The following is a 13930-nucleotide window of genomic DNA, read 5'->3' as shown; positions in this document are numbered from 1 at the left end:
GTTAGCCGTAGCAGCTATAAGATTTATAGATAATAAGACATGTTTGAAGATTATGACAACATTTATAACCAATACAACTATTACAACAACTCTAACTTCTTCAACTACTAATGATTAGTAATAAACGCGGCGTTGAATGCGGCGCTGTCAGCACGGTTTGTATAGCCATAAGCATAAAGGGTGTACAGGCTGCCATCCTGGATCTGAACGTTGGTGATGGTTTTTAAAACGGTTGATGAACCTGTGGCGGTTATCTTAAAGTCATAAAATCCGTTAGGTATCTCAATAAAATCGGAAAACTTAGGGTATGCGATCTTGCTGAAAGCCTTTGTATTGTTGGCGTATACATCAAGCCCAGCGCTGCCAGAGGGCGAGGCATCGACAAATCTTATCTTACCGCGGCCAACTTTGGGTAATGTGGCAGTATCAACCGTAAATATAGTTTTAATGGAATTGTTGGCGACATCGCCGGTGATAAATAACGAATATTGTACGTTTCGCTTTAACGTATCCGTCAGTTTGAGCAAAGGTGTGTCCACCCTGATATCCGACGATCTGAGATAAGATGGCGACACCAGGGAAGGGACATTGAAATAGCCCTGGTTTACACCGAATGTCAAATGGCCTGAATTAGCCTTAATATAATTGAAATAGATATCCAGAGGAAAAACATCCGGACTAAGGTTTAAAACCTCGTACCTGATATTTAAATTAATAGCTTCGTTTTGAGGGCCCTTGCCGCAGGATGAAATAATTGATACCAGCCACAAGCCAGCCCCGGTGAATAGCGCGATGCTGCAATTTTTAAAAGAGAAATATTTAAATATTAGCTTCATAAATTACGGGTTATGCCCACGCCGAACTGCGAACTTCCGGTTGCTCCCGGTGTGCCATAGGTGTATATCGTATAAATACTATTTTGGTTCATGGTGCATACGGTGTCCTTCAGCAGGGTGGTTGTGCCGGCTTTGTAAACCTTAATTTCCCTGTCGCCATTTGCAACTGCTGTGTACTTTGCCTGGCTTTTAAATCCAGCTGCTTTAAATCTTAATGTGTCGCCAATGCTGACATCCAAAGCGCCTGCATTTGGGGCCGCGTTTACAAAGCCAACCGAAACAAAACCAGAATCTACAATTAATGTATCCCTTGTCCTGAAGGCTTTGTCAGCGGTATTTCCGGTAATATAAAGCGAATAGTTTACGCTGTCGATCATCTTTTCGGGCCAGTTGAACAGCACATCCGCGCTTCCGTTTAATTTAAACCCGAAGTTTTGCTGACCGGCTGTTGTGGCTATATAGGGAGTAGCGACACCGGTAGAAAGACTTGTGCCATTATTTAACCGTGTGCCATTTAAATAATAGTTTATTGTATTTGGCGACGCATTAATTATTTTAAATGTGGCATCGGGGTTTTTCTGCGGAAAAACGTTGTCGTTATTTTTGCACGAAACCAGGCCGCTTATTGCGGTTATCAGAAACAAGCATGTCAGCCTCAAATTCATACAGAATATTATAACTGCTTATAATAAATTTTGTTATCAGCGCGAATAAAAAAAGTCCGGTCGTTGACGCCGGACTTTTTTTATTGTCATTAGCCATTAGCCATTGGTTATTAGTTGGTCCATAATGCTAATCACAAATGACCAATGACTAATGACCTATGACTATTATGCGTAGCTATTTAACATCACCGGCATTACCAGCATCAGCACATCTTCGTTTTCGTCGCCACCTTGTGGGAGCAGGATGCCTGCGCGGTTAGGGGTCGACATCTCGAGCATTACTTCTTCGCAGCTCAGGTTCTTCAACATTTCAATCAGGAAACGGGCATTAAAGCCGATTTCCATATCCTCGCCTTCGTACTGGCAGCTTAAACGCTCATGTGCCTCGTTTGCAAAGTCAATGTCTTCTGAAGATATGTTCAGCTCACTGCCGCTTATTTTAAGCCTCACCTGGTGCGTAGTTTTGTTGGCATAAATAGCAACGCGACTAAGCGAACCCAGGAACGCCTGGCGATCGATGCTTAGTTTATTCGGATTGTTTAACGGAATAACCGCTTCGTAATCAGGATAGCGCTCATCAATCAAACGGCAAACCAGGTTAATGTTGCCAAATTTAAAGAAGGCGCTGGTGCTGTTATATTCTACTGCAACGTTCACATCGTCAGAAGGAAGCGATGATTTTAATAGCGTTAAAGCTTTTTTAGGTAATATAAACGATGCTGTACCGGCAGCTTTGGCATCCTTGCGGCGGTAGCGTACCAGTTTGTGTGCATCGGTAGCAACAAAAGTAATATGCTGTGTAGAAAGCTGGCAGTAAACGCCGGTCATCGCCGGGCGCAGCTCATCGTTACTTACTGCAAATATGGTTTTGTTAATGGCTTCGGCTAAAACAGAGGCCGGCAGGTTTACAGACGATGCGTTTTCAACTACCGGTATTTTCGGGAAGTCCTCACCGTTTTCGCCATTCAGCTTGTATTTACCGTCGCCGGCGTTTATTTCTATAGCGAAGGTGGTATCGTCAACTGAAAAATTAACCGGTTGCTCCGGCAGCGATTTCAGTGTATCTAACAAAATGCGCGACGGAATAGCAATGCGGCCATTTTCTTTGGCTTCAACCGATAGTGAAGTGGTCATGCTGGTTTGCAGGTCCGTTGCCGAAATAGTTAAGTTTCCATCTTTTATCTCGAACAAAAAGTTTTCAAGTATAGGCAATACGGTGCTGTTGCTGAGGGCGCCGCTTACTGCCTGCAGTTGCTTGAGTAATGTTGATGTAGAAACAATAAATCTCATAGAATTGGGAATTAATCAATCAAAAGTAACTAATTTAACGAGCATACTTTCTCTTGCGTAAATAATGTTGAAAAATAGCAAATATTACCAACAAACCGAAGGGTAAGGCATTGTTTAATATCTGCCAAAATAGCTTTTCGGTACGGATGCGCGGACGATCGAGCAGGCGGATCTTAACCTCTTTCATCCGCAGTGAAATAAGGCCCGAATCGTCGGTCATGTAATCGGCAATATTGAGCAGAAAATTCTTGTTACCGAAAGTTTGCCGCATATAATGGTCATACCCCAACGGATAGGGGATGCCGTCTGAACTTACCTGGTTTTTAAATATGTCGCCGTCGCCGATAACAATCATTTTGGTGGGAACACTTTGCGCTATTTCCGGTATGTTTTCGGTTATTCCTTCAGGTACAGGGCGGTTCAAAAAATCCGACTTGAACCTGCCTTCCAGCAATACCGCCGCAATTTTCGGCGGGTTTTGAAATTCCTTTACGTCCGGCTCCTTTTCCACCGCCTGCAGCGAGATAATATGCGGCGCGCTTATTTTTTTATTGTAAGGGGATGACGTTAAGAGCACCGTTTTTTGTACATTCTTTATCGCCAATGTGTCAATTGTACTGGCAAATTCACTGCGGATACCATCCAGGTTTTTCACCAGGGGATGCTTTGAAGATGGAATAAAAACAGGGTAGTACAACCACGGCAGCAATTGGATCTGCGGCCGTCCGCCAACGTCTCCTGTACTTATCGGTATCTGTGCACACCTCATGTCAGCAATTAAATCGTAATTAATGCGTACGCCATAGGTAAAAAGCTGGTCATCCAATTCCAATTGCTTCGGGAACGACATCTGCTCGCTGCCGTGTTTCTGTAAGCTATCCATTTCGGCATTCACCTGGTCTATGGTCCATAGCACCCTGCCGCCACGCATAATGTACTGGTCGAGCTTGAATTTTTCAGCCTCGCTGAACTTAGTATCGGGCTTCGGTATCACCAGCAGGTTCAGCTTCATCAGCACTTCGAACGGAATGGTGCCAAGGTTGATCCGGCCAACCTGGTACCCGTCAGCCAGCGACCTCATTGCATAGTTCAACTGCAAGTCGGTAAGCTCATGGTGCCCTTCCGTAAAGCCTATTATGGGCCTGCCTTTAGCGGTGATCTTTTTTATGGCTGATGAGAAAGCATACTCCAGGTTTTGTATGGAATTGTTGGCCTCTTCTTCGTCTGACAGGCCTATTTGCGACTGCAAAAGGTTCACAGCCATTTCCCTGCCTTTATACTGCACTAAAGCCTGCGGGAAAATAAGCATCTCTGAAACACCATTATCGGTTTTAATGGTTTTATTTTGCCCGATTATACCTTTTGCTTCCAGCGAATCATAGACAGCCTTTTGTTGTTCGTCAGGTAAGTTTTTTATCGATGCTGCCGGGTCAACAAAATCAAATTGTACCTGGTCATTACTATAGGCCCGCAGGTCGATCAGCATATCCCGGGTGGCTCGTTGCAGTCTTTTAAGGTCCGCCGGAAAATTGCTCCCTTGCAAGTAAACAGTAACTTTTACCGGGTTATGCAGCTTTTTCATGATATCGCGCGTTATAGGCGATACCGTAAAGCGTTTTTCTTTGGTGAAATCGAACCGGACAAAGGTAAACCCCGAAATAATATAGATGCCAATAAGAAAAACCAGTGCGCCGATCAGCTTTTTATCCTTTAAAGATTTTTGCTGCTGCCTGATAAGGGCTACAAGCGTAAGGCAGATAAATAGGCCTATAACGATGACGAAATAGGTAAGATCGCGCGTATCAAGTACTCCGCGGCTTACGGACTGATAATGCTCGGTTATGCCCAGGTCTTGTAAGTTCAGACTTTGTAAAGCCAGCATTTGGCTCAGTGAATCAAACCCGCTGTAAAAAAAGAAGCAAAGAAAAACGGCAACAGTAAACGCAATAATCTGGTTTTTGCTGATTGATGATGAGAACAAACCAATTGCAGTAAAACTAGCGCCTAATAAAAATAGTCCTATGTACGAACCGATAACACCGCCGGTATCAATATTGCCCTTAGGCGCCCCAAGCTGGTAAACAGAATAGTAGTAAACCAATGTGGGTACTAATGCAAACAGTACAAGTACCAGGCAGGCCAGGTATTTGCCAAGCACAATCTGCCAGTCGGCAAGCGGACGGGTCAGCAGCAATTCAAAAGTACCTTCGCGGCGTTCCTCGGCAAGCGAGCGCATGGTGATTGCCGGTATCAGGAACATAAACAGATAAGGCGCTGTGCTGAACAGGCTGTCGAGCCCGGCATAGCCATAATCCAGTATGCTTGATTCAGGAAAGACCCATAAGAACAGGCCCAGTACCAGTAAAAAAACGCCTATAGTAACATACGCCACCAGGGAACTGAGGTAAGAAGTGATTTCTTTTTTGAGGATGCTAAGCACTTTCGATTTACAGTGATGAGGCCGAAATTACACAATAATGTGCTAACGCAAAACCTTGGGCAGCACATTTATTATATACGGTGGTGTGAAAAGAATAGAAATGTGGAGGGTGAAATTTCCGGCCTGTGCAGCGGGCTCCCCTCTTGAGAGGGGCAGGGGTGTGTTCTACGCCATGCTTTTGTATGATGCTGTTGGTTTCCTGTATTTTCTTTTCTATACTTGACCTGCCATTCTTATGTCACGCAAAATAATTCCCTATAATTCAAACCTGAAAGAATTAGCACGAAGGCTCAGAAATGATTCAACACTTGGCGAAGTACTTCTTTGGAATGAGTTGAAGAGCAAACAAATGTTAGGATATGATTTCCATCGCCAAAAGCCCTTGTTAAATTATATAGTTGATTTTTATTGTGCCGAATTGAACCTGGTTATCGAAGTTGACGGACGATATCATTTTAACGACGAGAAGTCTTTGTCTGATAATTTAAGAGACGACGAATTAAGTAAATATGATTTAACAATTTTACGTTTTACCGAGCAAGAGGTGCGAAAAGATATGGTTAATGTATTGCGGGCAATTGAGTATTATATTTTAGACAGGCAGGAGAGGAGGGCCCAATAGGAATTGGGAAGTTATCGGGCTAACACACCCCTAACCCCTCTCAAGAGGGGAATTTGTCTTTGGAAACCATAATAGGAATTGGGAAGTTATCCGGGCTAATACACCCCTAACCCTTCTCAAAGAGGGGAATTTGTCTTTGAAAACCATAATAGGAATTGGAAGTTATCCGGGCTAACACACCCCTAACCTCTCTTAAGAGGGGAATTTGTCTTTGGAAACCATAATAGTAATTGGAAGTTATCCGGGCTAACACACGCCCAACCCCTCTCAAGAGGAGAATTTGTCTTTGGAAACCATAATAGGAATTGGGAAGTTATCCGGGCAACACACGCCCAATTCCTCTCAAGAGGGGAATTTATCTTTGTAAATCATAAGCCTTCTGAAAAAAAAAAGCGCCTATATTAAGTTTAGTTCTATTTGCAGCCTAATGTAAAAATATTTCCGGCAGGCGATACGATGCCGTCGTTTACGTAAATTTGACATTCAGGTAAATATTTTTTAATGCTAAAGGTACTCGCAGCACTATTCATCACAGCACAAACAACTGTTGCTTCCGCTCAAACCGGCTGGAAGTTGAAAAATGAAAAAGACGGCATAAAAGTTTACGTTGGCGCCGTTCCCGATTCGAAATTTAAGGCCATAAGGGTTGATTGTGAACTGAATACCACCTTATCGCAGCTGGTTAAAGTGCTGCTGGATATAAAGACCTGCCCCGAATGGGTAGACCATACCAAATCCTGTACGCTTTTGAAACAGGTGTCCCCATCAGAATTATATTATTATTCCGAAATCAATATCCCCTGGCCGGCGCAGAACCGCGACTTTGTAGCCCATCTTACTGTTCGCCAAAACCCCAACACCAAAGTAGTGACTATGGACGGACCCGCAGTTGATGGTTTCGTGCCGGAAAAGGAAGGCATCGTCAGGGTTCATTCCTCCAAAGGACTCTGGATACTTACGCCGGTAAGGAAAGATGTGGTAAGGGTGGTGTACACATTGCAGACTGACCCGGGCGGCGACATACCGGCATGGCTGGTAAATCTGTTAGCTGCCAGCGGGCCCATGAAAAGTTTCCAGGCGTTAAAACTCCAACTGAAAAAGCCCGCCTACCAGCATGTGCAGCTGGATTTTATTAAGGATTGACTTTTTTGCCGTAACTGTCTCGTTTCTTTGCTGAATTTCGTTTTATCATAAATAGGAGTGTTTTGTAGATTTGAGCAGGTTCAACAATAATTGACAATATCTTAGTTATGGATACAGTGAAGGACACGAGCGATTATGGAGCGCTTTTTCAAAACCTTATTAACCGTATTCTGAAGGGAGACGGTTACAGTACGGCCGGCCTGCGGCAGGCAGCTTTTAATAATTCAGATTTACCGGAACCTTTACACGCGTTTATTACGAAAGTTGCAAATGCGGCTTTTAAAGTGACCGACGGCGAGGTTGAGGCAGTGAAACAATCGGGAGTTAGCGAGGACGAGATTTTTGAACTTATTGTTTGTGCGGCTGTTGGTGCAGCTTCACGGCAATATGAGAACGGCTTGGCGGCACTGGCTGAAGCCATGCAGGAAGGAGGGCAGCATGCGTCTTGAAATTTTAAATAACGGGTATAAACTTGGCGCCAGGTTATTATTTTCTATCATTAAAATAGTTTCAGGCTATCCCTTGCCCGATGCTGCCAGGTTAGTTTTCTATCGCCCTGATTTCTACGGTACGCCTGCTAAGGCATTTACCCAGCGTGCCATGCGTGGCCCTTCCGGATGGTCGGTAGCTGAACGGGAACTAATGGCTGCCTATGTCTCCAAACTGAACCAGTGTACATTTTGCGTTAAGGCTCATAGTGCGGTATCCGCCGCTGCTTACGGCGATAACACGAAGGTAGAATCGGTTTTAACCGACCCCGGGGAAGCGGCAATCACGTTACCGCTGCGTGCTACATTGTTAATGCTGGGCAAGCTCACCAGGCAGGGTACAGTCAGCGCGGATGATGTACGTAAGGTAATTGCAGTTGGTGTTTCAACTAGTCAGATTGAAGATGCACTGGCAGTTTGCTTTGCATTTAACGTAACGAACCGGCTGGCAGATACTTTTGATTTTTTTGTGCCCTCTGACGATGCATTCAAGGCAGGTGCAAAGTATCTGCTTAAACGTGGATACAGCGGATAGCTTGATATAAAACAAAAAAAGAGCGGATGTTGGTCCGCTCTCTTCAATTTGCAAAAATCTATCCAATCAGAAACCGTAGGCAATACGCAGGGCTATCTGGCCGATTGTACCATTATGAGACCATCCCTCGTAACGAACGCCAATGTCAAATCCGCCATCTGCAGTATAACCGATGCCGGGCGCATAAGCAAATGCAGTACCGCCGCCGCTTTCAGTCGATATGGCTGCGCCCAACTGTGCCTCGCCGTAAAAACCCTGGCCATTAAAGTAGTATTTTAAGCCTGCTTTTAATGGCACGAAACCATAAGATGACTTGGCCCCCAGTTGCTTAAGTGCATCTTTGGTTAAAAATGCCGTGTAACCGGCTGACAGGTTAAAAAAAGTACCGGAGCCGATTGGCATGTCGTATTTAAGTGAACCGCCAATAGCAAAATTGTAGGCATTACTGGCGTTGCCTACCGGCAAACCCGGGTCAACACCGATACTGAATTTCGCCACATCCGAACTTTTTGTTGTTTGTGCAAAACTGCTGCATGCTGCAGCCGCCAGCACGAATAGCGCTAATAGGATCTTTTTCATGAATAAAGGTTTTAATGGGTTTATAATGTTATCAAATATATAAAATTAACATTTATTATAATATTTGTTAACATTTTTTTAACCTGAAATACAGATGGTTGTATAAAAAAAGAGCGACTGGTGGCCGCTCTTTCTAATATTAAACATATCAGGGTTATCGTGTTTGCATTACGAATAGCTCACATTCATCGTAATGGGAACGCTCAACGCTTTTGAGACAATGCAGCCCGCTTTGGCGCCTTCGGCAATTTCTTTAAATTTTTCTTCGGATACACCATCAATCGCTGAAGCTTTCAATTCCAGGTGAATGCCTGTTATTTCTAACTTTTGCATGTCGAGGTCTAATATAGCGTCGGTGGTCAAATCGTTCGGTTTAAAACCGGCCTGGCTAAGCGCAGCGCCAACGGCCATGGTAAAGCAGCCAGCATGTGCAGCGGCTATCAGTTCTTCAGGGTTAGTGCCGATACCATCCTGAAAACGGGTTTTAAATGAATACTGTGTGTTGTTAAGAATGGTGCTTTGGGTTGTGATTTCGCCTTTACCTTCCTGTAAAGTGCCATTCCAGTGAGCATGTGCTGTACGTTTCATAGTTTCTGTTTTTAATGATTTATTACGGGTATTATAAATTGCTGGTTAACTTCATCTATAAAGCTTAAAACTTCGTCGTGCCCCAATTGCGTTTCTGACGAGGTTACAAAATGCATGGGCGCTTCTTCAAAAGTAGCTAAAAGCGCTTTCCGGAATTTCGCAACGTTCTGGTCGGTTTTTGTGGCCGACTGCTTATCGGCTTTGGTAAATATCAAAACAAACGACAAACCTTTTTCACCCAACCAGTTACAAAACTCCAAGTCTATTTTTTGAGGTTCAAGCCGGCTGTCGATCAAAACCATCACACATTGCAGGCTTTCGCGCTTATCCAGGTAGGTGTGTATGAATTTATCCCAATCGGCTTTTTTGTTTTTCGATACCCTGGCATAACCATAACCGGGTAAATCAACAATATACCAGCTATCGTTTATTAAAAAATGATTAATAAGCTGGGTTTTGCCCGGCGTTTGCGATGTTTTTGCCAGTCCCTTTTTTCCGGTCAGCATGTTTATCAGCGACGATTTGCCCACGTTCGAGCGGCCAATAAAAGCATATTCAGCCATTACCGGTGGCGGCAATTTTGAAATTTGGGAATTGCTGCAAATAAACTCGGCAGATTTGATGATCATATGGCAAAGGTAGGGTTTTGGTTGAGAGATTAGCGGATAATTGACTATAGATTAGTTGAGTAAAATGATATGACACTGATTAAACAAATGATTATCAAAATGTTTAGTAAATTTGATGTTTAAACATGTAATTTAAAATGGAACCGTATAAAATACCAGCCCAAACCCGCATTGGCCACGTGCATTTAAAGGTTAGCGATTTGCAGAAGTCGCTTGATTTTTATTGCGGATTGCTGGGCTTTGATAAAATGATGATGTATGGCGGACAGGCTGCATTCATATCCGCCGGTGGCTATCATCACCATATCGGCTTAAATACCTGGCACAGCAAAGGCGCACCGCCTGCACCTGAATATGCGCCGGGCTTATATCATACTGCTATTCTATATGCTGAAAGGAAGGATTTGGCCGTAATATTACAACGCTTAATCGACGCCAAATACCCCATAACCGGCGCATCAGATCACGGCGTATCGGAGGCTATCTACCTGGATGACCCGGATGGCAACGGCGTTGAACTATATTGGGACAGGCCCCGTGAACAATGGCCGCTTGATGAAAACGGCGAACTGACGATGTTTACCCGGAGGCTGGATCTGGAAGGGCTGCTGGGAGAACTTAACTGATTTTTGGAAAAACAGCATCTTTCGCGGATTACAAATCCGCATGTTTGCCAGTCCGGGATTGTAAATCCGGACTAACGTAACAAACCTTACAGGTTAGTCCGGATTTGAAATCCGGTCTAAGGTTTTTGGGGATTTGTAATCCCCGTAATGATCTTTTTATTTCGCGGATTACAAATCCGCATGTTTGTTAGTCCGGGATTGCAAATCCGGACTAACGTAATGTATGCTCAGTTGTTAGTCCGGATTTGTAATCCGGTCTAAGGTTTTTGAGGATTTGCAATCCCCGTAATAATCTTTTTATTTCGCGGATTACAAATCCGCATGTTTGTTAGTCCGGGATTGCAAATCCGGACTAACGTAACTAACGTAATCTTTAAATCCCGTTTAATCCAAATTCTTAATCCAGATATTCTTATAGTAAGTCTTATTATTGTGCTCCTGCAAGGCAATAACGCCGGTTTTAGCCACGCCATAGCCCGGATGGTCTTTCCATTTCCCTTCAGCTTTTTTCTTATTCCAGTCTGCATCCCACGCGGTAAAGGATAATATCTTTTTGCCATTCAGCCAATGCTCCACATGACCATGGTTAAAAATGATCTTGCTGGTATTCCATTCGCCTACTGGCATCAGCTTTTTATTGCTGTTGGGCAGGTGCATGGCATAATCGCAGCCGGTTTTCTGCCAGTCTTCCAGTTTGTCGGGCCAGCCCAAATCGTCGATGATCTGGTATTCCGGGCCGGTTTCAGACGTGTATGGATATTTGGGGTCTTCAACCACATGATATAAAACCCCGCTGTTGCTGCCCTTCTCTATTTTCCAGTCCCACGACAATTCAAAGTTGGCATACTGGCCATCGGTAACAATATCGCCGCCGGGTATACCGCCCAGGCACACCAAATTGCCATCCTGCACTACCCAATTTTTCACCTCGCCCTTCATGTTATAGTTGTGCCAGCCTTTCAGTGTTTTGCCATCAAACAGGCTTACCCATTTTTTTATTTTGGCTGATGGCTTTACCGGCTTACCTGGCGGGGTAGCCATAGCCTGCGTTGCTATCAAAGCAACGCAGGTTAAGAGTATGTTTGTTTTTTTCATATAGGTCGTAGTAGTTGTAAATGTTGTAGCGGTTAAGTGTCTTACCTAACCGCTGATCTCTAGTCTCTGATCACTAACCTCAACCTTTCTTCTCCATTTTCTCAGGATCCCAGAACATCGGCTGATTTTTAAAGTAGCTGTCGTTGCACAGCAGGGCCGGAGCAGCGGCACGGTAGCCGAACACAGCATCCTCAGTTACCTTGCCGTTTTTGCGTATAGCGGTAACAAAGTTGTTCATGTGGTCGTACGGACCGCCCAGGTAGCCTTTATCGGCCTTGTACACTATCTCTTCGGGAGGCAGCATCTTTTTGCGTTCGGGGTTGCGGTCGCCGGCTTGGCGGAGCTTTTCAAGATAGAAGGGATCATCAGACGCAAAAACCTTGTTGCGTTTCAGCACTACTTCGTCCCAGGTAATATCCATCGCGCCCTCGCTTCCTACAAGGCGCAGGTAGGTAGTACCGCTGGTGCCGTCCACAAAGTTGCAGCGCAGCGAAAGGTTAAACGCAGGGTGCATGGCATTTTGCGCATAATCAAATGTGCCCAATAATACATCCGGCACTTCGCGGCCATCATGCCAGAAACGCAATCCGCCCGACGCATAGATCTTTTCGGGGCCATGCGAACCGGTTATAAAGTGCAGACTGCTGAACAGGTGCACAAATAGGTCGCCTGCCATGCCGGTGCCATAGTCGGTATAATTCCTCCAGCGGAAAAAGCGCTTCTCGTCAAAAGGACGCTTGTGCGTATTGCTGACATAAGTTTCCCAGTCTACCGTTTGCGGCGAGGCATCGGCAGGGATAGGGTATTGCCAAACCTCCACCGGTCCGCGGCGTGCCCAAAAGCCTTCAGCATAGTTTAGCTGTCCGATAGCGCCTGCTGCCAAAAGCTCTTTAGCTTTTTCGTTGCCTAATGAAGACACGCCCTGGCTGCCTACCTGGAAAACCTTCCCGGTTTCCTTTTGCGCTTTTATAACGGCGGGGCCTTCAGTAATGGCATGAACCATTGGTTTTTCGCAATAAACATGCTTGCCCGCATGCATCGAGTCGACGGATATTTGCTGGTGCCAGTGGTCGGGCGTACCGATGATCACCGCATCAATGTCTTTGCGGTTAAGTATTTCTTTGTAGATCTTGGTAGTATAAATATCTGCACCCCAGCGTTTTTTAGCATCCGCAAGGCGGCCATCGTATAAATCGCAAACGGCTACCAGCTTAACGCCGGGCACCTGCAAGGCTACGTTAGTGTCTTCGCTGCCCTGTCCGCCGGCGCCTATAAGGGCAATGTTTAGCTGGTCGTTAGCTGCTATGCCGCCTTTGCGTTTCAGGTATGCAAAAACTTCAGGTTTCTTTTCGGCAGCCAGAACATTTGAGCCAACGGCCACTGCGGCAGCTGCGGCGCCGAACTTCTTAATAAAACTTCTGCGTGAGGGTTGTTCGTTCTCTTCTTTCATAGTACAGTAACAGGTTTGTTAAATAGTAAAGGAAAATTGGTGTTGACGACCATCTAGGGGAAGATGCATCAATAGCGAAAGGTAGGGGTTTGTTGTGTTAAATAAAAATATTTGTAGAACCTGTTTATTCGTAGCAATTAAAGCGAATATTCATAAGTGTTTTTTTAAATTACACGGTCTGTATTTCAACCTTATTTGTTTGAGTATATTTGTATATGAATAAATCTGTTCAGGAAAAAATTGATCAATTTAAAAAACTGGCTAAAACCCAGGGAAGTAAACGTGAGCCTTCCCCAATGAATTCTGGTCATGTTGATAGTTTATCACAAGTTATTCGCACTAAAAAGGACGCCGATGATTTTATGGCAGAACTCAACGCTGTAATCAAACGAAGCTAAAATATAGCATTTTTAAAATAGAAGAAGCCGCATAACGCGGCTTTCTTGTTTACTGTCCGGCGGTCTTGCTGCTTCATCGGCCGGAACTGACGAGGCGAAGAAAGAACAATTGTTTCACCCTGTGTCACGGTGTTCGGAACAGGAACCGAACGGAACAAACAGGCGTGGCAGCTATACGGTTAATCAGTATTTTAATGGCAGAGATGAAAACATCTGTCTTTAATTCAAAAGATAAAATTGTTTCACCCTGTATCCCGGTGTCCGGAACAGGAACCGAACGGAACAGACAGCTGTGTTATTAATATAATTACTATCAGTATATATCTGATAAAACTATTCAGTTTAAAAATATCCCCGGTTTTTAATGTGGATGTAATGGCTGATATATTTATAATCAGTTATATTTTAATTATTTAATATAGATATAAGTTTATGTTACTGATAGTTGCAGTTTGTTCCGTTCTCTTGTGGAGCGACACAAGGTGAAACACATCGAAACAGCACTCTGATTCCACATTAAATATTGATTATTATAAATATTGATCT

The 13930-nt window shown here is 44.3% G+C and carries 15 protein-coding genes; 6 read left to right on the top strand and 9 right to left on the bottom strand.

Features of this window, described 5'->3' with window-relative positions:
• Positions 1 to 107 precede the first annotated feature (107 nt).
• From Q3W13_RS21655 to gldG, 4 genes are all read right to left on the bottom strand, one after another.
• Positions 108 to 836, bottom strand: coding sequence for a DUF4397 domain-containing protein (locus Q3W13_RS21655; protein ID WP_302867495.1), 729 nt, complete (start codon positions 834 to 836; stop codon positions 108 to 110).
• On the bottom strand, positions 833 to 1501 hold the full coding sequence (locus Q3W13_RS21650) for a DUF4397 domain-containing protein (protein WP_302867493.1): 669 nt from the start codon (positions 1499 to 1501) through the stop codon (positions 833 to 835). The genes Q3W13_RS21655 and Q3W13_RS21650 overlap by 4 nt, the downstream gene beginning before the upstream one ends.
• Positions 1502 to 1666: 165 nt before the next feature.
• Positions 1667 to 2791 carry a DNA polymerase III subunit beta gene (gene dnaN / locus Q3W13_RS21645; protein WP_302867491.1) on the bottom strand — a complete coding sequence of 375 codons (1125 nt, stop codon included), beginning with the start codon at positions 2789 to 2791 and terminating at the stop codon, positions 1667 to 1669.
• A gap of 34 nt (positions 2792 to 2825) precedes the next feature.
• Positions 2826 to 5231 (bottom strand): gliding motility-associated ABC transporter substrate-binding protein GldG, encoded by a 2406-nt coding sequence (gene gldG, locus Q3W13_RS21640; protein WP_317567210.1) that lies wholly within the window; start codon positions 5229 to 5231, stop codon positions 2826 to 2828.
• 235 nt (positions 5232 to 5466) lie between these two features.
• Here gldG and Q3W13_RS21630 point away from each other — a divergent pair, with 235 nt between their 5' ends.
• The 4 genes from Q3W13_RS21630 (at position 5467) to Q3W13_RS21615 (ending at position 8019) form a co-directional block, all read left to right on the top strand.
• Positions 5467 to 5853, top strand: a complete 387-nt coding sequence (locus Q3W13_RS21630) for an endonuclease domain-containing protein (protein ID WP_302867489.1) — start codon at positions 5467 to 5469, stop codon at positions 5851 to 5853.
• A gap of 501 nt (positions 5854 to 6354) precedes the next feature.
• The gene (locus Q3W13_RS21625) at positions 6355 to 6996 is read left to right on the top strand and encodes an START domain-containing protein (RefSeq protein ID WP_302867488.1); all 642 of its coding nucleotides are present in this window, start codon (positions 6355 to 6357) and stop codon (positions 6994 to 6996) included.
• Between the two features lie 107 nt (positions 6997 to 7103).
• Positions 7104 to 7445 (top strand): hypothetical protein, encoded by a 342-nt coding sequence (locus Q3W13_RS21620; protein WP_302867486.1) that lies wholly within the window; start codon positions 7104 to 7106, stop codon positions 7443 to 7445.
• The gene (locus Q3W13_RS21615; RefSeq protein WP_302867485.1) at positions 7384 to 8019 is read left to right on the top strand and encodes a carboxymuconolactone decarboxylase family protein; all 636 of its coding nucleotides are present in this window, start codon (positions 7384 to 7386) and stop codon (positions 8017 to 8019) included. Before Q3W13_RS21620 ends, Q3W13_RS21615 begins: the two co-directional genes overlap by 62 nt.
• 66 nt (positions 8020 to 8085) lie before the next feature.
• Here Q3W13_RS21615 and Q3W13_RS21610 read toward each other — a convergent pair whose 3' ends face one another.
• The 3 genes from Q3W13_RS21610 to yihA form a co-directional block, all read right to left on the bottom strand.
• Positions 8086 to 8598 (bottom strand): hypothetical protein, encoded by a 513-nt coding sequence (locus tag Q3W13_RS21610; RefSeq protein WP_302867484.1) that lies wholly within the window; start codon positions 8596 to 8598, stop codon positions 8086 to 8088.
• A gap of 168 nt (positions 8599 to 8766) precedes the next feature.
• Complete coding sequence (locus Q3W13_RS21605) at positions 8767 to 9186, bottom strand: OsmC family protein (RefSeq protein WP_302867483.1); 420 nt, start codon at positions 9184 to 9186, stop codon at positions 8767 to 8769.
• An 11-nt stretch (positions 9187 to 9197) separates the two neighbouring features.
• Entirely contained in the window at positions 9198 to 9815 is a 618-nt protein-coding gene (gene yihA, locus Q3W13_RS21600) for a ribosome biogenesis GTP-binding protein YihA/YsxC (RefSeq protein WP_302867482.1), read from the bottom strand.
• 137 nt (positions 9816 to 9952) lie between these two features.
• On the opposite strand from yihA, the gene Q3W13_RS21595 reads away from it, so the two are divergent.
• Positions 9953 to 10441 (top strand): VOC family protein, encoded by a 489-nt coding sequence (locus Q3W13_RS21595; protein WP_302867480.1) that lies wholly within the window; start codon positions 9953 to 9955, stop codon positions 10439 to 10441.
• Positions 10442 to 10825: 384 nt separating this feature from the next.
• On the opposite strand, the gene Q3W13_RS21590 is transcribed toward Q3W13_RS21595, so the two are convergent.
• Together Q3W13_RS21590 and Q3W13_RS21585 are read right to left on the bottom strand one after the other, a co-directional pair.
• Positions 10826 to 11536 carry a DUF1080 domain-containing protein gene (locus tag Q3W13_RS21590; RefSeq protein WP_302867478.1) on the bottom strand — a complete coding sequence of 237 codons (711 nt, stop codon included), beginning with the start codon at positions 11534 to 11536 and terminating at the stop codon, positions 10826 to 10828.
• Positions 11537 to 11615: 79 nt separating this feature from the next.
• Complete coding sequence (locus Q3W13_RS21585; RefSeq protein WP_302867476.1) at positions 11616 to 12986, bottom strand: Gfo/Idh/MocA family protein; 1371 nt, start codon at positions 12984 to 12986, stop codon at positions 11616 to 11618.
• A gap of 215 nt (positions 12987 to 13201) precedes the next feature.
• On the opposite strand from Q3W13_RS21585, the gene Q3W13_RS21580 reads away from it, so the two are divergent.
• The gene (locus Q3W13_RS21580) at positions 13202 to 13384 is read left to right on the top strand and encodes a hypothetical protein (RefSeq protein ID WP_302867475.1); all 183 of its coding nucleotides are present in this window, start codon (positions 13202 to 13204) and stop codon (positions 13382 to 13384) included.
• Positions 13385 to 13930: the final 546 nt, after the last annotated feature.

It is taken from the genome of Mucilaginibacter sp. L3T2-6 (assembly GCF_030519355.1).
Taxonomy (GTDB): domain Bacteria; phylum Bacteroidota; class Bacteroidia; order Sphingobacteriales; family Sphingobacteriaceae; genus Mucilaginibacter.
Note: the sequence above shows the minus strand (reverse complement) of the source record. Positions and strands in the feature narration are given on the sequence as shown.